The organism is Marinobacter metalliresistant, assembly GCF_038098645.1.
GTDB classification, from domain to species: Bacteria; Pseudomonadota; Gammaproteobacteria; order Pseudomonadales; family Oleiphilaceae; genus Marinobacter; species Marinobacter metalliresistant.
In genome coordinates this window covers 4,252,387-4,274,259 of sequence record NZ_CP101118.1, presented here as the reverse complement: position 1 = coordinate 4,274,259, position 21,873 = coordinate 4,252,387, and the positions used below count along the sequence as shown (strand labels likewise).

The 21,873-nt window shown below is 59.6% G+C and carries 21 protein-coding genes; 4 read left to right on the top strand and 17 right to left on the bottom strand.

Annotated elements, in window-relative coordinates; genetic code table 11:
- Positions 1 to 122 precede the first annotated feature (122 nt).
- Positions 123 to 773, top strand: coding sequence for a DUF4433 domain-containing protein (locus NLK58_RS19950; protein ID WP_341581584.1), 651 nt, complete (start codon positions 123 to 125; stop codon positions 771 to 773).
- Positions 770 to 1,834 (top strand): macro domain-containing protein, encoded by a 1,065-nt coding sequence (locus tag NLK58_RS19945; protein ID WP_341581583.1) that lies wholly within the window; start codon positions 770 to 772, stop codon positions 1,832 to 1,834. Before NLK58_RS19950 ends, NLK58_RS19945 begins: the two co-directional genes overlap by 4 nt.
- A gap of 141 nt (positions 1,835 to 1,975) precedes the next feature.
- Here NLK58_RS19945 and NLK58_RS19940 read toward each other — a convergent pair whose 3' ends face one another.
- Both NLK58_RS19940 and NLK58_RS19935 read right to left on the bottom strand, forming a co-directional pair.
- Entirely contained in the window at positions 1,976 to 2,239 is a 264-nt protein-coding gene (locus NLK58_RS19940) for a hypothetical protein (RefSeq protein WP_341581582.1), read from the bottom strand.
- 48 nt (positions 2,240 to 2,287) lie between these two features.
- Positions 2,288 to 2,377 (bottom strand): ATP-binding protein, encoded by a 90-nt coding sequence (locus tag NLK58_RS19935; RefSeq protein WP_341582831.1) that lies wholly within the window; start codon positions 2,375 to 2,377, stop codon positions 2,288 to 2,290.
- A 210-nt stretch (positions 2,378 to 2,587) separates the two neighbouring features.
- Between NLK58_RS19935 and NLK58_RS19930 the strand changes: the two genes are divergently transcribed.
- Together NLK58_RS19930 and NLK58_RS19925 are read left to right on the top strand one after the other, a co-directional pair.
- A complete protein-coding gene (locus NLK58_RS19930; protein WP_303284838.1) occupies positions 2,588 to 3,382 on the top strand; it encodes a type IV toxin-antitoxin system AbiEi family antitoxin in 795 nt (264 codons plus the stop codon).
- Positions 3,375 to 4,289 carry a nucleotidyl transferase AbiEii/AbiGii toxin family protein gene (locus NLK58_RS19925; protein WP_303284840.1) on the top strand — a complete coding sequence of 305 codons (915 nt, stop codon included), beginning with the start codon at positions 3,375 to 3,377 and terminating at the stop codon, positions 4,287 to 4,289. The genes NLK58_RS19930 and NLK58_RS19925 overlap by 8 nt, the downstream gene beginning before the upstream one ends.
- Before the next feature lie 64 nt (positions 4,290 to 4,353).
- Here the strand turns inward: NLK58_RS19925 and NLK58_RS19920 are convergent, their stop codons facing one another.
- From NLK58_RS19920 to nuoL, 15 genes are all read right to left on the bottom strand, one after another.
- Positions 4,354 to 5,505, bottom strand: a complete 1,152-nt coding sequence (locus NLK58_RS19920) for a hypothetical protein (protein WP_341581581.1) — start codon at positions 5,503 to 5,505, stop codon at positions 4,354 to 4,356.
- Positions 5,493 to 6,866 carry an NADH-quinone oxidoreductase subunit N gene (locus tag NLK58_RS19915; RefSeq protein WP_341581580.1) on the bottom strand — a complete coding sequence of 458 codons (1,374 nt, stop codon included), beginning with the start codon at positions 6,864 to 6,866 and terminating at the stop codon, positions 5,493 to 5,495. Before NLK58_RS19915 ends, NLK58_RS19920 begins: the two co-directional genes overlap by 13 nt.
- A complete protein-coding gene (locus tag NLK58_RS19910; RefSeq protein WP_341581579.1) occupies positions 6,866 to 8,335 on the bottom strand; it encodes an NADH-quinone oxidoreductase subunit M in 1,470 nt (489 codons plus the stop codon). The genes NLK58_RS19915 and NLK58_RS19910 overlap by 1 nt, the downstream gene beginning before the upstream one ends.
- A 31-nt stretch (positions 8,336 to 8,366) precedes the next feature.
- The gene (locus tag NLK58_RS19905) at positions 8,367 to 10,187 is read right to left on the bottom strand and encodes a proton-conducting transporter membrane subunit (protein WP_341581578.1); all 1,821 of its coding nucleotides are present in this window, start codon (positions 10,185 to 10,187) and stop codon (positions 8,367 to 8,369) included.
- On the bottom strand, positions 10,184 to 10,495 hold the full coding sequence (gene nuoK / locus NLK58_RS19900; RefSeq protein WP_341581577.1) for an NADH-quinone oxidoreductase subunit NuoK: 312 nt from the start codon (positions 10,493 to 10,495) through the stop codon (positions 10,184 to 10,186). The genes NLK58_RS19905 and nuoK overlap by 4 nt, the downstream gene beginning before the upstream one ends.
- Positions 10,492 to 11,037, bottom strand: a complete 546-nt coding sequence (locus NLK58_RS19895) for an NADH-quinone oxidoreductase subunit J (RefSeq protein ID WP_341581576.1) — start codon at positions 11,035 to 11,037, stop codon at positions 10,492 to 10,494. Before NLK58_RS19895 ends, nuoK begins: the two co-directional genes overlap by 4 nt.
- Positions 11,037 to 11,933, bottom strand: coding sequence for a complex I subunit 1 family protein (locus tag NLK58_RS19890; protein ID WP_341581575.1), 897 nt, complete (start codon positions 11,931 to 11,933; stop codon positions 11,037 to 11,039). The genes NLK58_RS19895 and NLK58_RS19890 overlap by 1 nt, the downstream gene beginning before the upstream one ends.
- Complete coding sequence (locus NLK58_RS19885; RefSeq protein ID WP_341581574.1) at positions 11,930 to 14,035, bottom strand: heavy metal-binding domain-containing protein; 2,106 nt, start codon at positions 14,033 to 14,035, stop codon at positions 11,930 to 11,932. The genes NLK58_RS19890 and NLK58_RS19885 overlap by 4 nt, the downstream gene beginning before the upstream one ends.
- Positions 14,032 to 14,394 carry an NADH-quinone oxidoreductase subunit A gene (locus tag NLK58_RS19880; RefSeq protein ID WP_117620019.1) on the bottom strand — a complete coding sequence of 121 codons (363 nt, stop codon included), beginning with the start codon at positions 14,392 to 14,394 and terminating at the stop codon, positions 14,032 to 14,034. Before NLK58_RS19880 ends, NLK58_RS19885 begins: the two co-directional genes overlap by 4 nt.
- 159 nt (positions 14,395 to 14,553) lie before the next feature.
- Positions 14,554 to 15,225 carry an isoprenylcysteine carboxylmethyltransferase family protein gene (locus NLK58_RS19875; protein WP_341581573.1) on the bottom strand — a complete coding sequence of 224 codons (672 nt, stop codon included), beginning with the start codon at positions 15,223 to 15,225 and terminating at the stop codon, positions 14,554 to 14,556.
- Positions 15,226 to 15,259: 34 nt separating this feature from the next.
- Positions 15,260 to 16,438, bottom strand: a complete 1,179-nt coding sequence (locus tag NLK58_RS19870; RefSeq protein WP_341581572.1) for an FAD-dependent monooxygenase — start codon at positions 16,436 to 16,438, stop codon at positions 15,260 to 15,262.
- A gap of 58 nt (positions 16,439 to 16,496) precedes the next feature.
- A complete protein-coding gene (locus tag NLK58_RS19865; protein WP_092031077.1) occupies positions 16,497 to 16,817 on the bottom strand; it encodes a P-II family nitrogen regulator in 321 nt (106 codons plus the stop codon).
- Between the two features lie 240 nt (positions 16,818 to 17,057).
- Positions 17,058 to 18,494 (bottom strand): NADH-quinone oxidoreductase subunit NuoN, encoded by a 1,437-nt coding sequence (gene nuoN / locus NLK58_RS19860; RefSeq protein WP_376788098.1) that lies wholly within the window; start codon positions 18,492 to 18,494, stop codon positions 17,058 to 17,060.
- Positions 18,491 to 20,014 (bottom strand): NADH-quinone oxidoreductase subunit M, encoded by a 1,524-nt coding sequence (gene nuoM / locus NLK58_RS19855; RefSeq protein WP_341581570.1) that lies wholly within the window; start codon positions 20,012 to 20,014, stop codon positions 18,491 to 18,493. Before nuoM ends, nuoN begins: the two co-directional genes overlap by 4 nt.
- On the bottom strand, positions 20,011 to 21,873 hold the full coding sequence (nuoL, locus tag NLK58_RS19850; RefSeq protein ID WP_376788097.1) for an NADH-quinone oxidoreductase subunit L: 1,863 nt from the start codon (positions 21,871 to 21,873) through the stop codon (positions 20,011 to 20,013). Before nuoL ends, nuoM begins: the two co-directional genes overlap by 4 nt.

Sequence of the window (21,873 nt, the reverse complement as noted above, 5' to 3'; positions counted from 1 at the left end):
CTCTCTTCTTGAACGCAACCTCGCTAGAGTGCAATATCCTCTCACCTGAGTCCGGCAAAAACTTCTGTCATCGAGGTTGTGTGGCTCTCCCAACTTCAACCATCAGATAACCAAGCGAGCCCATGGGATTTGAGCAAAGCTTACACCCGGATAAGGCGCTGATCTTCCGAATCACTCACCGGAAGAACGTACCGTGGCTTCTAGATCATGGGCTGCATTGCAGTTCGAGTGAACTACAAGATGGTAACTTTATTACCATCGGCAACCAGGATCTCATTCAGGACCGCAGTATACATGAGGTTCCTATTGATCCAGGTGGCGTGCTTTCAGACTACATCCCGTTTTATTTCACGCCCTACTCCCCCATGCTGCTCAATATCGTAACGGGTAGAAATGTCCAGAAGCGCTCTAAATCGGATATCGTAATACTCGTGAGCTCAATACCGAAAGTTGACGAAGCAGGTATCCCTTTCCTGTTTACCGACCGCCATGCTCGACTCATTAATGCAGCCTTTAGCAATCGAAAAGAAGATCTGGCGACAATGGTTCGCTGGGACTTGCTGCAAGCTCGTGATTTCAAAAAAGACCCTGAAGATCCTGAGAAATCAGAGCTGTATCAAGCAGAGGCACTCGTCCATCGTCATCTGCCGGTGGATGCTCTTCTCGGCATAGTAGCCTACAATGACTTAACAAAAGACGAGGTTCAGGCGCTGGTCGATGATCGGCAGCTTGATTTAAGCGTTTACAGCAGACCAACCTGGTTTTTCCGATGATTGAATACACGAAAGGCAACCTACTTGAGGCAGACGTCGATGCCCTGGTGAACACTGTCAATACGGTGGGCATCATGGGTAAAGGCATTGCGCTCATGTTCAAAGAAGCCTTTCCCGAGAACTTCAAAGCCTACGCTCAAGCTTGCAAGTCCGAGACAGTGCAGACCGGAAGGATGTTCGTCACTCAGCAATCGGACCTGATGGGACCTAAATGGATCATTAACTTTCCGACCAAGCAGCACTGGCGCTCGGCGTCCAAGCCTGGGTGGATTGCTGAGGGGCTTAAAGATCTGCGGCAGGTGATCGTGGAGAATAACATTAAGTCTATTGCCATCCCTCCCCTAGGAAGCGGCAATGGGGGCCTCAATTGGTCAACCGTGAAGCCAATGGTCGAAGAGGCACTTGGAGATCTGAGCGATGTGCACATCGTCGTATATGAACCAACAAGCGAATACCAGAACGTTGCTCGCAGGACTGGCGTTGAGAAGTTGACACCCCCACGAGCATTAATTTCTGAGCTTGTACGGCGCTACTGGGTGCTCGGTATCGAATGCTCACTGTTGGAGATTCAGAAACTGGCCTGGTTCATGGAACGGGCAATCACCATGTCTGGATTGAAAGACCCTATGGATCTCCGCTTTCAAGCCAACCGGTATGGCCCCTATGCGCATAGGCTGCATCATTTATTGGATACACTGGACGGAAGCTACCTGCAGTGTGAAAAGAAGCTAGGCGATGCGAAACCAGAGGATGTCATTTGGTTCGATCAGTCACGAAAACAAAAGGTGGCGGTCTATCTCAAATCTGCGGAAGCCGCCCCCTTCGTTCCAGCCCTGGATAAAGTGTCCGCCCTCATTGATGGATTCCAGTCACCTTTGGGCATGGAAGTGTTAGCGACCGTGGACTGGCTCATTCAACGGGAAGGATGCGAGCCAACAATGGAAAGCATAAAAAATGGACTGGCAAACTGGCCTGCCGGAGAACAGTCGTCTGAACGCAAGCTCCGCCTGTTCAGCGACCAGATGCTAGAACTTGCGATAGCTCGGGTAATGCAATTTTAAATCCAAATGGCAGCCGCTGAGCTGGAGAGATCATTTGAGTTCGCCTGCGCTAAGAGCATAATGCTTCCACGGATGTCATAGACATCAGCAATTGCTGGCCCTATTAGGCGCACAGTCGTATGCATGAACCCATTAACCCGCTTACTGAATTGTGGCATCCAGGTTAGCCATAGCTTCCTGGCATTCAATGGCCGCTTTTTCTAGATCGTCATCTCGAAAAAACTGATAGCTCCCTCCACCAAAATAAGGTGACTCCAGGGTCATGATGTTGCTTCCTCCGGTCTGAACTATCAGCTTTGTTCCGCCTTGGTTGAGAATCTCACCGTCCCGATATTTTATCTTTGACAACGGGCTACTGGTCGTGTTCGGTGACATACATTGTGTGCCGCTGCTGTCAATGGCCATTTATTTTGACCCACCTTTGGCCAATAAAATTGACCCACCTTTCATAGTCTAGTTTGTGGTTTTCTGCTTTAGCCGATAGCTTTCCCCTCCCAGCATAAAGATGTGTGAATGGTGGATGACCCGGTCAATGATCGGCACTGCCACGTTGTCGAATCTGAGACGCCTTCATTTAGCGCCGGTGTCCAGACCCTATGATGAGACCAGGTATCACCATGCGGTTTACCTATTCAATATTTCACGTCAATAATCGGCGTGGATTTCTTTTTCAATAAACATTGAATATTAAAATAGTTTCGGTAGCATGAAATTTACGTCAATAATTGCCGTGCAATCGGGAATTAGTAAACCATGCTCAACAAAGAAGCCCGCAAGAAACTTCAAGATCTGCTCCCCCTTTCCATGGTGGCCACCAAGCAGTGGTTGCGCCACCAGGGGCTAAGTCTGCATTTCCTGGACAATGCAATACGTAGCCAGACATTGATCCCCTTGGCAACAGGTGTGTACACCCTATATGGCCAATCCATAAACTGGCCGGGAATTGTCGCATCGCTCCAAAGAATGTCAGAGAAGCCCATCCATGTTGGCGGATTAGCTGCTTTGGACCTCGCCGGCTTAACTCATTTTTTGTCAGTGAGCGCAGAGACTCGGATCCAACTCTATTCCGGATCTCCGCTACCCGGATGGCTTGGGAGAATCCCTATCGACGTCCACCTCGAGCATCACAGCACAGTCCGACTCTGGTGCGAATCAGTAATGACAGATGCCAGGTTTACTCGGGAATATCACTGGCTGGATAAGCTCCCTCCAGTAACGTATTCATGTCCAGAGAAAGCCTTTTTGGAGGTTCTGGTCAACGTGCCCTCAGCAGTCAGCTTTGAGCATGCTGATGCGCTAATGCAGGGACTATCGAATCTATCACCACGAAAGATCGATGTTCTCCTGCGATCCTGCCGAAGCATCAAAGTAAAAAGACTATTTCTTTGGCTGGCTGAGCGAAACGACCATGCCTGGTTTAAACGCCTTGACCCCAGCGCATATGACCTCGGATCCGGCAAGAGGGTCTTAGCCGAGCAAGGCAGGCTTAGCACTCGATGGGCTATAACAGTCCCAAAAGGGATGCACGAGGACGATGAACATGGATAAACGAGAGCAATACACCCAACAGGTTAAATTATTACTGCGACTCATACCCTTCGTGGCCGAGTACCAATGCTTCGCTCTCAAGGGTGGCACTGCCATCAACTTGTTTGTTCGAAATTTCCCCCGACTCTCCGTGGACATTGATCTGGTCTTCCTTCCTATGATGGAACGCAAGGAGGCGCTGGACACGATCCGTCAGACCCTTTCAGAACTAGCCGACTCCATTCGGTCAGGAATAGGGGGCGCCAAAGTTGTGGAGTCGTTTCAAGTAAAACAGGATGCATTGCGCCTCACTGTAAGCACCGGCAATGCCCAGATTAAAATCGAGCTTTCACCAGTATTGCGAGGAACGGTTTATCCATCAGCTGTAATGGCCGTCAATGAGGGCGTGGAAGAGGATTTCGGATACGCCGAAATTCAAGTCGTCCATTTCGCAGATCTCTTCGCTGGAAAGATATGCGCAGCTCTTGACCGGCAACATCCCAGGGATTTGTTTGACGTCAAACTATTACTGGATACTGAAGGATTTGATCATAACCTGAGGCAAGCCCTACTGGTCTACCTGATTAGCCACAACCGGCCTATATCAGAGTTGCTGCGTCCGCGGCTCAAGGACATTTCCGGATTGTATGAGGGCGAATTTCGAAGCATGGCGCAAGAAGAAGTTTCCCTCCGTGATTTAGAAGAAACTCGGGGTAACCTTATCGAACTGATTAACTCCTCACTGACAGAGAGGGACCGAAAGTTCCTACTCACATTCAAGCACGGCACCCCCGATTGGTCTCTACTCGATGTCACAGACATCGAACACTTACCAGCCGTGCGCTGGAAACTGCAAAACCTTTCCAGAATGAGCGTAGCAAGTCATACCCAAGCCGTGCTGGAACTTGAGCGAGTACTCGAAACCTGATTCCCCATCTCTCCTGTGCCTACGGGCCGAAGGCCCCGACCTCTTCATTTTTCTGATGATTGAATCAACCGGCCGGCACCGCAAAAAGGAGGACAAAAATGAGTGCCAGCGCAACCAGGAAGAAACGTACCCGCTCACGCCGGTTGCGGCACACCGTCAGGGCCACCAGACATTGCAACAGGTAGTATAGGGCGAAGGCGCGTGACGCCAGCGCGATCACCGTAAAGGTGGAACCGGACCAGGCCAGCGCCATAGCCGCACCGCCTACCAGCAGGTAACCCCAACGCTGGGTGAGGCGCCGCCGCGTCACTTCCTCCAGGTTCGCCGCAGCCGCCAGGGTGTCCGCAACGGCAGCGGAGAACTGCGACAGGCCGGCGGCGAGGATAAGCGGCGCCGAAAGAAGTACCGAGACCGAGGCAACCAGTTGAATCAGGCTGTTGTCTGCGTATTGCCCGTCCAGAATTGGCACCAGGGGCAAGACCACGGCGACGAATGCCACGTAGACCGTGAGAGATACATATTGCGACCAGCGCGAGGCGTGGATCCGCGTCCAGGTATCAAAACTCTGGCCGAGATAGCGCGGCGTTTCGAAGCCCTGCACCACGATCAGGGTACCGGCCACCATGGTCACCATTTCCCAGCCGGAACGTTGCGGCATGGATGGCAGCACAAAGCGTCCGGTGTCCAGAAAGTCGCTGATGTCACGCAGGGCGAAGGCGGCCAACAGCACAGCGAGCACCAGGATGGTCACATACAGAGCCCACCGCTCCATCCGCTCCAACGGTCTCAAGCCACCCATGATGCCAATTGCAGTAATCACGCCGATCACCAGCGTGGTAAACAGGCTCTTGTTGAAGCCCGAATCCAGTCCGAAAGCCCCGAGCACGAAGGCGCTCAGGATATGAATGTAGAGGCACACGGACACAATATAAGCCAGGACCAGCGCCCCATCCGACAGTCGTTCGAGCGTGAGCGTCAGACGTTGACTGCCCGCTGCCAGCACCGGTTCAGCACACAGAATGTTATGGCGCACGACGGCACCGGTGTGAAAAGCGACAAAAGCCACCGCCAGCATCGCCCATAACGAATACGGCCCCACACTACTGGCCAGTACCGGTACGATTACCAGGAAGCCACTGCCGAAAATGGACGCCAGCGGTGTGCTCATGGCCGGCACGATGGCCAGCGTCGCCGGGCGGGGCACTAGGCCGGCCACTCCACCAGTCCCGCAAGAAAGAACTGGGCCGCCAGGCCGATGATCAGTGTGGCGGCAAAGGTGGTCACTACCACCGTGCCAAGACTTCTGCCCAATGGCGCGAATTCCGTCGCCGCCTGCTGGTACATGGGTACGACGATGCGCAGGTATACCGCTAGTGAAAGCACACTGTTGGCAATCGCCACCACCGCCAGCCAGGTGAACTGGACATCGATGGCGGCGGCGAAGAGCAGGAACTTGCCAACGAAGCCGGCGAGAGGCGGAATACCTACCAGCGACAGCAGGAAAACCACCATCGCGATTCCGGTCACCGGCTTTGCCCGGCCCAGCCCGCCAAAATCGTTCAGAGTGCGCCCGGTTGCGGCGGTAACGGCAAAAGCGCCCAGGTTCATGGCCGCGTAGGCGGCGGCGAACAGGATAACTGATGTCAGCGCGAGTTTGCTCGAGCCCACCGCGACGATGCCCAGCAGAAAATAGCCAGACTGGGCAATCGACGAGTAGGCCAGCAGCCGGATGACGTTATCCTGCACCAGCGCGGCGAGATAGCCGTAGGTCATGGTCAGAACGGCCAGACCCGCGATGACGGCAGTCCAACCACTTTCCGGGGGCAGACCGCGAACCACCTGAGCGAGTGCGAACAGAGCCCCGATCTTGGGCACCACGGACAGGTAAGCCGCTATCGACAGCGGCCCGCCCTCGTAGGCGTCCGGCGCCCAGAAATGAAACGGCACCAGCGATGCCTTGTAACCAAGCCCGATAATGACTGCCACCAGACCGATAATCACCGCCACCGGCATGGCATCCGTTGCCCGCAGATCAGCAAGCAGCGTGGAGCCACCGGCAGCGAACCAGTAGCTCAGGCCGAAAATCATGATGGCACCGGTAACCGAGGCGAACACAAAGTATTTCATGGCGGCTTCGGTGGCCGGGTCGGTATCCGGATAGGCGACCAGGGCGAAAGTGGCCAGGCCGGTCATCAGTGTGCCCAGCACCAGGAACATCGAATCGCCCGCGCCGGCCAGCACCAGGGCGCCGAGGGTGGCAAAACACAGCAGGGTGTAGAAAGTACCCTCCCGCACCGTGCCTCGCACATCCACCCGCGCCAGCAGCATGGAGAGTACGGTGGCCGGCAGCAGAATGAGTTTGGCCCAGACGCTCAGCTCGTCGATCCGGAAGCTGCCGCCAAACACTGTTGTATCCGCACCAATCAGTCGCACGGTCAGCCCCGTGGCGGCGAGCAGGCCGATGACGGAGACCGCCAGCGCGATTCGTGGCCGGCGCAGCATTTCCGCGAACAGCGCGCCGACCGCTGTTAACAGGGCGACAATTTCGGGGGTTAATAATGCGAGATCACGGCCCATTACAGCACCAGTGCCGATGTGGTCCGGTGAATGATATCCAGTACCCAGGACGGCGCGACGCCGGTGACAACGGTAAGCACCAGCAGTGGCCCCACGGCAAGCCATTCCCGCACGCTCAGATCCGGCATGGCCCGCCAGCGCTGCAGGGGCTCACCCAGAAAGGTTTCGCGCAGCGCCTTGAGAAAAACGGCGGCGATAATGGCAATACCCAGAATCACAATAATGGCCACGGGCGCGGCACTCAAGGTGGCGAGAAAGATCTGGAATTCAGCCGGAAAATGCGCCAGCCCCGGCAGGCCCAGGGACGCAAAGGCCGCCAATACAAATGACCAGCCAAGCATAGGAACCGTCTTGAGCAAACCGCCGAACTCCCCCATGTCGCGGGTGTGGGCGCGGTCCTGAATCATCCCCACCAGCAAGAACAGCGCACCGGTGACCAGGCCGTGACTGAACATCTGCAACACAGCCCCATCCAGCGCGACGGCGCGCACCGAGGGATCGAGTGTCAGAGCGGCCACGGCAACGCCGACGATTACATAGCCCATGTGATTAACTGAGGTGTAGGCAACCAGGCGCTTGAGGTCGCTCTGAGCCAGGGCGGCAAAAGCCCCGTAGAGCGCGCTGACGACACCGAAGATCAGAACAACGACCCCCGCTTCACGGAAAGCATCGGGGGTCATTTGCAGGGCAAAGCGGACCAATCCGTAAGTGCCGAACTTCAGCATGATGCCGGCCAGGATAACACTGCCGACGGTCGGCGCCTGCACGTGGGCGGCGGGCAACCAGGTATGCAGCGGCACCGCGGGGATCTTTACCGCAAAGGTGATCAGCATGGCCACCAATGCCCACATGGCCGCCGCTCCTGCCAATGGCGGATTCTCAATCCAGGCTCGCATGTCGAAGGTCGGATCAGGGCTGCCCAGGTAAAGCCCCAGGATGGCGAGTAGCAACGGCAGACTGCCAAGCAGCGTGTAGATAAAGAACATCATGGCTGCGCGCTGCCGGTCCTCATGCCCCCAATCGGCGATCATGAAGTACATCGAGACCAGGGAAACCTCGAAGAACACGTAGAACAAAATCCCGTCCAGAGCCGTAAACGTACCAATTGCCGCAGTCTCCAGAAGCAGCGCAAGGGCCACGTAGGCGCGCGGACGTTCGCGAAGCGACGACGCGTAGATGAACGCGATCATGAACAGTACGGCGCTCAGCAACACCAGCGGCAGGCTGATGCCGTCGACCCCCACCCGGTAGGCGGCACCGATGGCCGGAATCCACTGCAGTTCCTCGACCTGGGAAAAACCCGGGCCATCAACACCCCGCAGCCACATGGCAACGGCGAAGGCCAGGGTCAGGAAGGCGGTGGCAATGCCGATACCGTGCACGGTCCGTGCCGAGGGTCGTGGCAGGACCAGGATCAGGGCGGCGCCGGCCAGGGGCAGGAACAAGGTGGTGGATACAAGTGGTAACATGGATATCGGATTCCCTTTAGAAACGCAACAACTAGAAACGCAACAACGTTACAAGCACGACCAGCCCCACGGCCACAACCGAGACACTGACCGCCAGCTCACGGTGGATCAGACCACTTTGCAGAGCGCGGGCGCGGTCCCCCAAGGCCCGCATGCCCGCCACCAGGGCGAAGATCAGGCCATCGATGCGGCGCTCGTCGCTGGTGCGCGCCAGCCGTGCCACGGCGAGGCCGGACCGGCCAACATTGAGCACAGCCGCATACAACCGGCCCTCCAGCCAATCACATCCCCGGGCAACGGCCATGACCGGCCGGCCGACCCAGGCCGCGAGACCGCCGCCAATAGCAAGTCCACGCTGTGCCCAAGGGTAAACCGGCCCAAGCAGCCGGGGGGCTGGCACAAGCCAGCCCAGCGCCAGGCCGGTCACCGCCGCAAGCAGCCCCGCCACCACGACGACAGTGCTATCCGCATCAGCGGCAGGCAGGCCAAGCATCGCCTCAATGGGTCCGAAGGCCAGGCCCAGGGCAGTCGCCGGAACCACCAGACCCCAGATGCCCACGCGCATCCAGGCGTTTCCGGCAATCGCCCGGGTTTCCCCGGAACCTCGCCACAGCAGCCCCAGTGACCGGGCCATATAGGCGCCGGTCAGCAGGGTGCCCGCCAGCGCCAGGGGGCCGAGCCAGGCAGCGCCCGGGGCGGACAGGGCGGCAGCGATTATCGCATCCTTGGAGAAGAATCCGCTCAGTGGCGGGATGCCGGCCAGCGCCAGCGCCGCCAACGCAAAACCGGCAAAGGCCCAGGGTCTGGCGCGGCCAATGCCCTCCAGCCGGTCAAAACCGGTACCCCCACGGGCATGCTGGAACTCGCCGGCGGCAAGAAACAGGGTGCTCTTGATGGCGGCATGGGCGAGCAGGTGCAACAGGGCAGCCAGCGGGACGCCGGCGCCGACCGCAACCAGCATCAGGCCATACTGACTGGCAGTGGAAGCCGCAAGCAGGCGTTTGAGGTCAGGCTCGGCAAGGGCAATGATTCCGGCTGCCACCGTGGTAACACCACCGACAAGCCCCACAGCGAGCAGGACCTCAGGGCCCAGCAGCGGGGCCGAACGGATCAGCAGGATGGCGCCCGCCGCCACCAGCGTGGCCGAGTGCAGCAGCGCCGAGACCGGTGTCGGTCCCGCCATGGCACGCATAAGCCAGTCCTGCAAGGGGACTTGGGCCGACTTACCCATGGCAGCCAGCAGCAACAAAAGCCCCGCGGCGGTTGATGCACTGCTCCCGGCCTCCAGGGAGGCGGCGATCTCGCTGGTACCCGCCGAGCCGATAAGCATGAATACCGCGACATACAGACCCAGATCGGCGCTACGGGTACAGAGAAAGGCGCGACCGGCGGCATCGGCGGCCTCGGGCCGCTGGAACCAGAAGCCGATCAGCAGGTAACTGCACATACCGATCAACTCCCAGGCAGCCAGCAGCAGAACCCAGTCGCCGGCCAGCACCAGTGTCTGCATGGCAGCCAGGAACAGGGACATTGTGGCGTAGAAGCGGCACAGGCCGGACTCGCGCTTCATATAACCGACGGCATGAATCAGCGCGAACGTGCCCACGGTGGCCACGGCAACGGCCAGCAGCGCCGTCAGCGGCACCGCAACCAGCCGGAGTGGCATGTCCGGCAGAGCGGACAGAAGCAGGGTTTCGGCCTGGCCACCGGCGACCCGGGCCAAGAGCCAGAGGCTTCCCGCCAGGCTGAGTATTGCCCCGGCCAGGGCCAGCGCGGGCGCGGGCCGGCGTAGTATCAGCACAGCCAGGGCGGCGATCAGCGGCGGCAATATTGGCAGCAGTACCGCACTCATCCTTTCAGATCTCCGGCTTCTTCCATTTCCACCGAGCCCTTGGCCCGGAAGCGAGCGATCGCGACGCCGAAGCCAACCGCCAATTCAACCGCCATGACCGTCATTACCACCAGCACAAACATCTGGCCGGAGTAGCTCTCGGGGTGCAGGAAACGCCAGAAGGCGACCAGGTTCACCATTCCGGCGGAAAGAATCAGCTCCACTCCCATCATGATCATGACCAGATTGGTCTGGGACAGCGCACCGTAGACACCCACGCCAAACAGAATCGCGCCGGTCACAAGCGCCAGGATCAGGATCAACGTCATTCCGAGGTCTCCTTGGTTTCCTTGCCGCCGTTACCGGACAAGCTGTACACCGGTATCGCCACCGCCGTGGCCGCGATCATCGCGGTCAGGATAGTGACACCGGCGGTTTCGAAGATCATCATGGAACGCCCCAGCAACTCGATGCCCAGCGCCCGTGTCTGCATCTCGGCATCCGGCGCCTCGGCGGTCACCGGCCCCCAGTCAGCCAGCAGCGCGACCGCAATCGCCGCGCCACCGGCAATCACACCGGCGCCAATCGAAAAGCGCTTCTGGTGAGTCATCTCCATGCCGCCGAGCCCGCCTGGGTCCATCATGAACATCACCATGAAGATCGCCATGATGCTCATTTCCGTGGCCATCATCATAATCTGCAGCACGCCCAGGAATTCGGTCTGCAGCGCCAGGAACATCATGCCGACGGCAGTCTGCGAAAATAACAGCGCCAGCGCCGAACGAACCATGGATGATGTGCGAAACACCCCCACACCGAAGCCGATTGCGGCCAGCCCGAAAACGGCAACAAAAAAACCCTGAGCGTACATTATGGAACCACCAGAACCAGTAAACCGACAACAACGATATTGAGCAGTGCCAGGGGAATCCCCAGGGTCCAGCACCACTTCAGCAGATCCGCTTCGCGGATGCGCGGCAGGTAGCGACCGGCCAGGAGCATCGACACGGCCACGGCGAGGGTCTTGATCAGGCTCCAGGCCCAGGCCGGCAGCAGCGGCCCGTGCCAGCCACCGAGGTAAAACACGGTGATCGAAAAAGCCAGCGTAACCACCAGCGTCAGTCGGGCCAGGCGCAGCACCGCCAGGCGCGCACCGGTGTATTCGGCGTCGACACCCCCGGCCAATTCGCCCTCCGCGACAGGCAGATCAAACGGCGAGCGGAACGCCAGCGCCATGGCGGCAATAAAAAACAGCACGAAACCAAGCGGCTGGTAAATAATGTTCCATAAGCCGTCCTGGGAACCGACAATCGCGGTGTTCACCATGGATTCGGCGCGTATGGCCACCGCTGTGATGGGCATGACAATAAGCATGGCGTAGGCAATAAGCTGACCAAGGAATCGCCAGCCACCGATCATGGCATAGGCACCATTCGGGCCCCAACCGGCCATAATCAGGGCGACCAGCACATAAGCAAGCGCGGCATTGATGAACAGGGCACCTGTGGTCAGATCGGCGATGACCACGGTTGGAGCGAGCGGCAGAACCGCCACGCCAAGCACCGCGACAATCAGGAACAGCAACGGCGCAGCCTCGAAAAAGAGCCGGTCCGGCGTGCGTGGCACAACCGACTCACGACCGAGGTGCGCCAGGCCGCTGAGCAGAGGCGCGGCCGGACGCAGACGGCCAGTTGTCGCCCAGCTCTCGATCACAGCGAGCAGCCAGACGCTGCCAAACAACGCAAGCATCACAATGGCGACGTTCACGAGATCACCTCCCAGGGCGAAAGGTCAAGTGATCCGACCGCCACCAGTGCGTCGCCCAGCTCCCGGCCCTCGACAAGCTTTGCGACCAGGCCGATATGGTGACTACAGGCGGTGTCCAGCGTGTATGACTTCACCTGGCCGCGTTCCAGGTTCAGACTCAGTTGAGCCAGGCCGCGCGGGGTTTCCACGGTCGCCTCACCGATACCGGATACCTGACCGATGTTTCGCAGGGCCGGCAGCTCCGGTTCTCCGGTCGCCTTGATGACATCGAGGCTCGCCGTGATTTCGGCCAGGCGTTGCCACAGGCGCGTCCAGGCATCTCCGGCTTCGCCAGCAGCAAGCGCCACCGGCCCACGCAGGCCAGAAGAACCCGCTGGCAGTACGCCGGTCCCCTTCAATCGCGCCTTGAGCAAAGGCGTTCGCCCGAGACGGGTAGCCAATGCCTGCAGCGCCGGCTCCAGCTCAGCAAGCCGTTTCCGACTGGAGTCCCGGATTTCCAGTTGCAGGGTCGAAGCACGATACGTCAGCCAGGAGAAGCCGAGCTGACGCCCCAACTGGGCCAGCCACCCCAGGTGACTGGCGATGCGCTCACGCTCGAGGGCGCTGGCCCGGGCCCGGACGATCCCCGGATCATCCTCCAGCCCGGCCGCCCGCTCGATTGCCAGGCAGGCCAGCAGGCGGTAGCTCACGGGCGCCAGCGGCATGGCCGACGCCAGACGCTCGACAAAAGCCCCGGCATCCACCTCGTCACCTTCTGTGGCCATGCCCACCAGGGATGTGGCTTGCCCTTCGGTCACCCCGTCACCGTCGAGGGTCAGCGTCAACTTCAGTCCGCCAGGCAGGCCGGGGAAAACCGGACCGAACGGCACCTCGATCCAGTCCATTGCCAGCCCGTCGGCACTGCGGGGCAGGTCCTTGGTCACTTCAACCATGGACATGAACCCCATGGCACCATGGTCGTGCCCCGCGTGGCCCTGACCCGCATGATCATGTCCGGAGTGATCATGTCCGGCATGATCGTGTCCGGCATGATCGTGTCCGGAGTGATCGTGCGCTGAGTGGCCGTCGGCTCCACCGTGGTGGTGTTCGTGGTGGTGTTCGTGGTGGTGTTCGTGATGCTGGTGCTCGTGATCATGGCCGTGCGCGGGGGCCGGTTCCACACTCTCACGGGCGACCAGATCCATGCCGCACTTGGGACAACTGCCCGGCTCATCCCGGACAACTTCCGGGTGCATGGGGCAGGTATATTCAGTACCGGCCCGCTCCTGAGGCTGACCCTGTTGGTGTTGGTGTTGGTGTTGGTGTTGGTGACTGTGATCGTGCCTATGGTCCTGATGATGCCTGTGATCATGGATCTGTTCGTGATCATGGTGGTGCTCGTGCTTGCGCCCATGGTCCGGATGATGCTCATGCAGGTTCTGGTGCTCATGATGCTTGTGATCATGGCAGTGTTCGTGTTCGTGTTCGTGTTCGCGGTGCTCATGACCATGGTGCTGGCGCTCCTGATCGTGATGGTGTTCATGATCGTGCCCGTGCTCAGGCGTTGACTCCCCGGCCTCGCGGGCGACCAGATCCATGCCACACTTGGGACAGCTGCCCGGCTCGTCCTGGACAACTTCCGGATGCATGGGGCAGACATACTCGATCCTGGCATGCAGGACAGAGGCGTCGAAATCCTCGGGTGAGACTGCAAAGGCGCCCTCAGCCAGTGCGCGCTTCAGCCAGTCAACCGCGTCGGTCAGTTCCTCTTGCGAAAGACCTGCGGAAACATCGGCGTTTGGTAAAGATGACGGTGCCGGTCCGCCCAGCACGAGGATGGCGCGCGGGCGCGGCATCTGCGCGTAGAGCACCGCCACGGCCTCGCTCATTTTCTCGGACAATGGCCCGACAACCAGGAGCACCCCTGCATCGCGAGGCGTCCCGGTGATGCGCAGGCCGGCCGCCATCACATCCAGACCATGCGCCAGGGCCACTTCCGGCCCCGGGACGATCAGGCAGCTCAGGTTGCGCGCGAGGGCCCGGGAGACCCACTTCTGCAGCATTGCGGACCGCTTCTGTCGCTGTCGCGCGCCCGTGATGGTCATTGCCGGATCAGAAGTCATTGCCGCCTCAGAGCCCCCTGGCTCCATCCATAGAGCAGGCCGAGAAAAAGAATGGCCAGAAACACGCCCATATCAAGCAAGGCAACCAGCCCTACTTCCTTGTACACGACCGCCCATGGGTACATGAACGCCATCTCCATATCAAAGGCCAGAAACAGCAGCGCGTAACCGTAGAAGCGTGCGTGATAGCGCCCCCACACCGGATCCCGCGACAGCACACCGGAGCTCGCCGGCACATCCTTACCCGGCTCCCGCCGTGCAGGCCCCATCGCGCGGGCAAGACCATACAGACTCAAGACGACACCAGCGGTGCCAATCACCAGGCCCAGCAGCAGGCTGTATTGTTCCAGAGCACTCATCCTGTATTCTCCAGCTCGTGCAACCATGCGTTTCCGGGGTGGCTCTGAGACAAGACTGCCTCCAGCCGACAACCCCACTGACACCCCAACAACCTTACATTACCAAAATAGTCTTGCGAAATCCACCGCTTACCTTCGAGGGGTCGCCGCCGGACTCCGTCACTTCGGATCGCCCTGATCTGAGCGGTCCTGCGACGCATTCGCAAGCCGCCGCCACTGCCCCCAGCGGGGGATAAACATGGGCACTTGGCGTTGATAGGTCCGATAAGCATCGCCGAACCTGGCGACCACCTGTTCTTCCTCGCGATACGCCAGCCAGACGTAGACGAGCACGATTACCGGAAACAAGCTGATCGAGAACAATGTTGGCCAGTGCACCACACCCTCGCCGAACAAGGCGATGAACAAGCCAGTGTACTGAGGGTGTCGAACGTAGGCATAAAGGCCATCGGTGACCAGCCTGTCTTCCTTGCGCGCCCGGTACACCTGGCGCCACCCCTGGATGAACAGGCCCACGCCGAGAAATGCAATTGCGTAGCCAAGCAGCATCGAGACGAACATGCCGGTCTCACCCAGCCCGACCAGTGTGGACCAGAGACTTGCACTGACGTACTCACTGTCGAGCCCGAAAAAACGCACCAACAGATAAATGGTGAGCGGAAAACCGTACATCTCGGCATAGAGGGCGATAATAAAGGCCTGGACTGCCCCGGCGCCCGCCCACTCGCGCCAGTTCTTCGGTGCAAAATAGCGGTAGAAGAACCAGGATATCAGTACGATCACAATAATCGCGATGCCCCATGCTCCACTATGACTGATCGACTCATTCATTACTCAACTCCGGAGCCCTTGCCGACGGTTGTCATTATGTATGCGGCTCCCGGCCATGGCGACACCAGACACAGCTGCAATCGACATGATTGCAGCCTATATCCTCGCGCTGGCTCCGCAAATGCAAACCCGCCAACGGCGCCAGCAAACGTCTGGCAAGTGTGGGCCGGTAGAGACGGCGCAAGAACTCGCGCGCATCCAGATGGTTTTCCTGGCGGCGCATGCACCAGCGATAACCGCGGTTACCCAGCAGCCCATAAAATGCGCGGTTCACCAACGCCGCCGCCATCGGACGCTTCAGGGATTCTCGCCAGAGCCGGTTGTAGTCGTCACCATGCAGCAGACTGCGCGCTGCCAGCACACCGGAGGTGATGGCCGCACGCATCCCGAAGCCCCACAACGTATCCTGGAAGCCGGCCTGCTCGCCCGCTACCGGGTGCGCCCCGGACAGTGCGGTTGCAGGAATCCGGAAGTTCCCAACACCGCCGTGGGGCCGGGGATTCATCATCTCCATGCCGGCCAGCCTCTGGAACGCACTGACGGTACGCTCCACATACTTTGCTTCATCCCTGAAACCAGTAAACATGCAACTTTTTACCGTTCCCTTGCCACCCATTACCAACAGATAGGCATACCCTTTCGGGGCAAGGTTGTCATCACAAATTGCCCAGAAACCGTCCGGCATGGTTGTATCGAAATGATAGCCGACCGCGATGGCATCGGCGGCCTTTGGTCCGGTCGCCAGGATGGCCGGGCCCCGGGCATGCCGCAGCCGGCTTTTGAAATGCACCTGCACGCCAAGATCCCTGGCCTGTCTCAACAACGCCGTGTCCAATGTGTCTGGCCCGGAGCCACGCTCCACCAGATAGAACAGCGGCTCAACGCTCTCAATGGCGTACGGGGAATCCCAGGCATCGAAGGCGGTACCCCGGCGGCATGCAACTCGTTTGAAGTCGGTAGTAATTCCAAGCTCCTGCAACACCATCAGGGCATCCTGCTGCGTGGTCCAGTTCTCCAGACCCTGCAGGTCCCGTTTGAAGCGGTGCCCCACCTCGGCCCGGGCCTCATGCACAACCACCGCGCGTCCGGCGCGCGCCAGTGTGATGGCGGCCGCCAGCCCGGCCGGTCCGGCGCCGGCAATCTCGACCGCGCCATTTCTGTTGTCTGACATCATGGCTCCGATACCAGTCCCAGCCTCGTTGACGCCCATCATGTCCGCACCCGCCTTCCCCTCACCTTGTCACAAAGACATAAGACACAGCGATACCCGATCACTGGGCCTCCTTGAAGTCACGGATGTGCAGCAGGTCTTCCACCGGCAGCACGGCTATGATTCCGTCGCTGGCAAGCCCCTTGTGCACCGTTCGGGCAATGAGGTCAACGATCTCGTCTGCCTGCTCGGCTTCCGTGAATATCTCCACGCGAACGGAATCGGCCATGGTGTCCTTGGCATAGTAGTTTTTATATCGGCCACGGCCATGGGTTTTAGACACCGTCATACCGGAAAAACCAGCCGCGATCAGCGCATCCTCTACTTTCTTCAAGTCCAGACTGGAGAAGATCGCAGTCACTTTGCAAAACTTCGTATTCATTTCGCCTCCTCGTCAGTGAGCTGAAGAAGGATCTCTCCGATTCTTCAACCTTGCGGCCACAGTTAACCACCCAAAACTGAACTGACACTGAAAATAAGAATCAACCTGAAAAATCCGGTGCTATCCTCCTGCCCTGGGAGTCTGCGCGGCAGAAATCACGCAGACTCCCGGAGCAACAAAGCCCCGTCACCTCTCACCGGGCGCGGGACAATTCTCCGGAGGAAGCTCTGTTTCGGGCGCTCAGGCCGCCCAGGTAAGACCGGCCACCCAGTCAATCACCGGCGCCGGGTAAATGCCCAGCAGAAGTATGGAGGCGGCAATAATCAGAAGGGCAAGCTCGCCCATCCGCCCATGGCCGACCTCGGTAACGTTTTTCTGTATGCCAGGTTCACGCAGATACAGAGTGACGATCACCCGCAGGTAGTAGAACAGCCCGACAACACTACCAATAACGATCCCCCCAACGAGCCACCACCGGCTGCCCTCCACACCCAGGGCAATGATATAGAACTTGCCAATGAACCCGGCGGTCAGCGGAATACCGGCCAGGGACAACATACTCAGAGTCATTAGTGCCGCCAGCCAGGGACTGTGCCAGAACAGCCCCCTGTAATGGTGCAGCCCGGCGGCATCCTCGCCACTGAAGGGGCTGGAGACGTGCATAATCACGCCAAACGCCCCCATTGTGGCAACAAGGTAGGTGAACAGGTAAACACCGGTGGTTTCCACCGCCAGGGGACCGCCCACTATAACGGCCACCAGCAGGTAACCCATGTGGGCTATGGAGGAATAGCCCAGCAGTCGCTTCAGGTTAGACTGGAAGAGGGCCAGCAGGTTGCCACCCAACATACTGAGGAGGGCCAGCAGACTGATCAGGATAAGGAGCCACTCACTCTTGAACACCGGCGCCACCAGCACCAGCCGCAGCAGTACCAGAAACACCGCCAGTTTGCTCACCGTGGCCAGCACAGTGGTCGCCGGCGCCAGACCTCCCTGGTATACGTCCGGTGTCCACTGGTGAAACGGTATGATGGACAACTTGAACCCCAGCCCCACCAGTAACAGTGCGGCGCCGCCCAGAATCCAGGGGTCCGGACTGCCAGCAACCCCCGCGGCGAGTGCCGTCAGCTCAAGGTGGCCGGTGCGGGCATAGATCAACGCCATGCCAAACAGCAGAAAAGCGGTGGCGGCGGCGGACAATATGAGATATTTGATCCCCGCCTCCAGGGACCTTTCTGTCCGGAAACTGTATGCCACCATGCCGTACAAAGGCATTGACAGCAACTCCAGGCTGATGAACAGAATCGCCAGATGGTTGCTGGCCACCAGGCCCAGGGCACCCGTCACCGCGCAAAGCAACAGCAGGTAAAACTCTTCCTTCGGCCCCTGGTAGCCGGCCAGGTACCCCTGACTCAGAGCGGCGACAAACAGGCCGCTCACCAGCACAAGCACGCTGCCCATGAGGGCAAGGCCGTCCAGGGCCATCAGCGGCGGCGTCGAGGAGGCAGCCGAGGCCAGCGGCAGGCTCGCCAGGGCCAGGACCAGGCCAGTGACGGTTACGGCCGCCGTACCACCGTGATGACGCTGCCAGGCGACTCCCAGCATCACCAACACGGCTGTAGTGGCAACGATAAGCAGAGGCAACAGCCCTACGAGATCGCTCAGGGTCAGCATCAGTTCATCCCTCCTGCCCGGGCCGGGCCGGCCACAAACAACTCCGCCACCGGCTGCACCATTGAGACGGTCATCTCAAGCAGGGGTTGCGGGTTAAGGCCCACCGCCAGAGTGAGTCCAAGCAAGGCCAGCATCATGCTGTATTCCCGCACATCCGGGCCGGCGAGCCGCCCCGGATGCTGTTCGCGCCCGAAATGCACTTGCTGCATCATCAGCAGCGAATAGATCGCCGCCAGCACCAGCCCGGCGCTGGCGATGACCACTACGACCGGAGCACTGCGGAAAGTACCGAACAGCACCATGAACTCTCCTATGAAATTGGCTGTGGCGGGCATCCCCAGGGAGGCCGCCATGAAAAACAGAGTAAATCCAGGCAATGTCGGTATCCGGCCCCACAACCCGCCCATGCGACGCATATCCCGGGTGTGAATACGTTCATAGACCTGGCCGCTGAGGATAAAGAGAGCGGAGCTTGAGAACGCGTGGGCCACCATAATAATGATCGCCCCCTGAATCGCCAGCTCCGAACCTGAGTAAAGCGCAATCAGTATGAACCCCATATGGGATATACTGGCGTAGGCAATCAGCCGCTTTATGTCCTGCTGGCCGCAGGCCAGCACCGCGCCGTAGATGATGCCAACAACCCCCAAAGCCATGGCCACCGGCGCAAAGGCCTGTGACTGCTCCGGGAACAGCGGAATTGCAAAGCGCAGTATGCCGTAGGCGGCCGTTTTCAGCAGAATGCCGGCAAGGTCCACGCTGCCGGCGGTGGGCGCCTGGGCGTGCGCATCCGGCAGCCAGCCATGAAAAGGCACCACGGGAAGCTTCACCGCAAAGGCGACAAAAAACCCGAGCATAATCCAGAAGGACACGTTATCGGGCAAATCCGCGTTCAGCAGTGCTTCATAGCTGAAGGTTATCTCTCCAGAGCTGGCATAGTGCAGGAAAACCAGCGCAAGGATCGCCACCAGCATCAGCAGACCGCTGGCCTGGGTGTAGATGAAGAAGCGGATGGCCGCTCGAATCCGGGTTTGCCCCGGCGAGCCACTGTGCCCCCAGAGGGCGATCAGAAAATACATGGGCACCAGCATCAACTCCCAGAACAGGAAAAACAGGAACAGATCCAGCGCCAGAAAAACACCCACCACGCCGCCCAGGACAAACAGCAGGTTCAGATGAAAAAAGCCGACCCGCTCGACTATTTCTTTCCATGAGCAAAGTACCGCCAGCGTACCGAGAAAGCCGGTCAAGCCAATCAAAATCAGCGACAAGCCGTCCAGGGCCAGATGAACCTCAATACCAAAACGAGGAATCCAGGGTATCCGCCACTCCAGCAGCCACGGCCTTTCTCCGGCGCCGAGGGCGCTGAAATCGCCGCCTGCCCAAAGCACTATGCTGGCCACCAGCACGAACAGCATGGTGCCCAGGGCAATCCAGCGCGGCGCCTGTTCGCCCCAGCGCTCCGCCTGCCAGCATAGTAAGCCACCGAGGAAGGGAATCAGAATCAGCCAGAACAGAATCATGCGCCACCTCCCTGAGTCAGTGCCAGGCCAACCAGTATGATCGTGGCGCCGAACACCATCATTCTGGCGTAGGTCCGTATCTGGCCGTTCTGGGTCTTTACCAGGCCGGCGTTGCCAATGCGGGCAAGCAGGGCCGGCAGGTTCATACCCAGGTTAATGAAGTCGAAACGCAGCACACGTACCAACCCCTGCCAGGGGCGGACCAGTGTCCTGTCGAACAGGGCATCGAAGCCCCACGCCTGGTTGAACAGGGCCCAGAGTTGCGCCCCCAGGCCGCGACGGACCTGATCGTCAAGCCACCGGCGCCGCGCCAGGAACAGCCAGCCGGCCAGAGCGAGGCCAGAGAGTGCCGCTCCGATGGCCAGGAACTGAAACAGGGTGTAGCCGGCAGTTGTGGCGTCACCGGGCGGCGCCGGAAACAGCTCATCAAGCCCCGGATACAGCCAGGCACCGATGAAGGTTGAGAGCACGGCCAGAGTGGCCAAAGGCAGGTGATGAGTGAGAGGGCTGGTGCCGGGCCGGGGATGGCGTGCATGATCACTCCCGGGCTCGCCATGAAAAATACCCAGGATAAGCCGCACTGTGTAAAGGCCAGTAAGCACTGCTCCGATCAGGCCCGCTGCGAACAATCCGGAATGGCCCGAGGCCATGGCCTGCCAAAGAATCTCGTCCTTGCTGAAGAAGCCAGCGGTTACCCAAGGCAACGCCACCAGCGCGGCGCCCCCCACCAGAAAACCTCCGTAGGCGACCGGCAGTTTACGCCAGAGCCCCCCCAATCGGCCCATATCCTGCTCATGGTGACAACTGATGATGACAGCTCCGGCTGAAAGGAACAGCAACGCCTTGAAGAAGGCATGAATCATCAGGTGAAAAATCGCGGCGTCAAAGGCCCCGACCCCCAGGGCCAGGAACATATAGCCAATCTGACTCATGGTGGAGTAGGCCAGCACACGCTTGATGTCGGTCTGGGCCAGAGCCGCGAAGGCCGCCAGCAGTAGCGACACTGCACCGATGATGCCCACCAGCAACATGACAGCCGGTGCCTGCAGGAACAGCCCGTTCAGGCGGGCGATCAGATAAACCCCGGCGGTCACCATGGTCGCCGCGTGGATCAGGGCCGACACCGGGGTGGGGCCTGCCATGGCGTCCGGCAGCCAGGTGTGCAGCGGTACCTGCGCAGACTTGCCGAGGGCGCCGCCAAGGACCAGCAAGGCCGCAAGATTGGCCGTGACACTGCCCTCCGCCCAGACCCGTGGAGCCTGCTCCAGCACCAATCCAATATCAAGGGTGCCCAGTTCCACGAAAATCAGGAACAGCCCCAGGGCGAGGAACACGTCGCCTATGCGGGTGACGATAAACGCCTTGAACGCCGCCCGCCCATTAGCCTCATTCTGGTAGTAGTAGCCGATAAGCCCGTAGCTGCAGAGACCGACGCCTTCCCAGCCGAGGAACAGCAACAGCAGGTTATCGGCCAGCACCAACACCAGCATGCTGAACACAAACAGATTCATCCAGGCATAGAAGCGGGTTACGCCAGCCTCGCCCACCATGTACCAGGCAGCGAACAGGTGAATCAGGAAACCCACGCCGGTGATGATCGACATCATGACCAGCGAGAGACCGTCAACCGCCAGCCCCACGGTTGGCTGAAACTCTCCCACGGAAACCCAGGTCCAGAGCGTGAAGCCCTGGCTATCGCCGGAGAACGCCAGCAGCGCCCAGCCGGTGGCCAGCGCGGCCAGCCCCACACTGCCCACACCAATGGCCGTGCTGGCTCGCGGCCCCAGCCGGCCGCCGGAAAAGGCAAGAACAACCGCACCGGCCAGGGGCAACAGAAATGAGAGTAACGTTGCAGCCAT

Coding starts and splice junctions, on each gene's coding strand:
- NLK58_RS19950 (WP_341581584.1), top strand. CDS start 123: ATGGGATTTGAGCAAAGCTTACACCCGGATAAGGCGCTGATCTTCCGA.
- NLK58_RS19945 (WP_341581583.1), top strand. CDS start 770: ATGATTGAATACACGAAAGGCAACCTACTTGAGGCAGACGTCGATGCC.
- NLK58_RS19940 (WP_341581582.1), bottom strand. CDS start 2,239: ATGGCCATTGACAGCAGCGGCACACAATGTATGTCACCGAACACGACC.
- NLK58_RS19930 (WP_303284838.1), top strand. CDS start 2,588: ATGCTCAACAAAGAAGCCCGCAAGAAACTTCAAGATCTGCTCCCCCTT.
- NLK58_RS19925 (WP_303284840.1), top strand. CDS start 3,375: ATGGATAAACGAGAGCAATACACCCAACAGGTTAAATTATTACTGCGA.
- NLK58_RS19915 (WP_341581580.1), bottom strand. CDS start 6,866: ATGGGCCGTGATCTCGCATTATTAACCCCCGAAATTGTCGCCCTGTTA.
- NLK58_RS19910 (WP_341581579.1), bottom strand. CDS start 8,335: ATGTTACCACTTGTATCCACCACCTTGTTCCTGCCCCTGGCCGGCGCC.
- NLK58_RS19905 (WP_341581578.1), bottom strand. CDS start 10,187: ATGAGTGCGGTACTGCTGCCAATATTGCCGCCGCTGATCGCCGCCCTG.
- nuoK (WP_341581577.1), bottom strand. CDS start 10,495: ATGACGTTGATCCTGATCCTGGCGCTTGTGACCGGCGCGATTCTGTTT.
- NLK58_RS19895 (WP_341581576.1), bottom strand. CDS start 11,037: ATGTACGCTCAGGGTTTTTTTGTTGCCGTTTTCGGGCTGGCCGCAATC.
- NLK58_RS19885 (WP_341581574.1), bottom strand. CDS start 14,035: ATGACTTCTGATCCGGCAATGACCATCACGGGCGCGCGACAGCGACAG.
- NLK58_RS19880 (WP_117620019.1), bottom strand. CDS start 14,394: ATGAGTGCTCTGGAACAATACAGCCTGCTGCTGGGCCTGGTGATTGGC.
- NLK58_RS19875 (WP_341581573.1), bottom strand. CDS start 15,225: ATGAATGAGTCGATCAGTCATAGTGGAGCATGGGGCATCGCGATTATT.
- NLK58_RS19870 (WP_341581572.1), bottom strand. CDS start 16,438: ATGATGGGCGTCAACGAGGCTGGGACTGGTATCGGAGCCATGATGTCA.
- NLK58_RS19865 (WP_092031077.1), bottom strand. CDS start 16,817: ATGAATACGAAGTTTTGCAAAGTGACTGCGATCTTCTCCAGTCTGGAC.
- nuoM (WP_341581570.1), bottom strand. CDS start 20,014: ATGATTCTGTTCTGGCTGATTCTGATTCCCTTCCTCGGTGGCTTACTA.
- nuoL (WP_376788097.1), bottom strand. CDS start 21,873: ATGGCTGCAACGTTACTCTCATTTCTGTTGCCCCTGGCCGGTGCGGTT.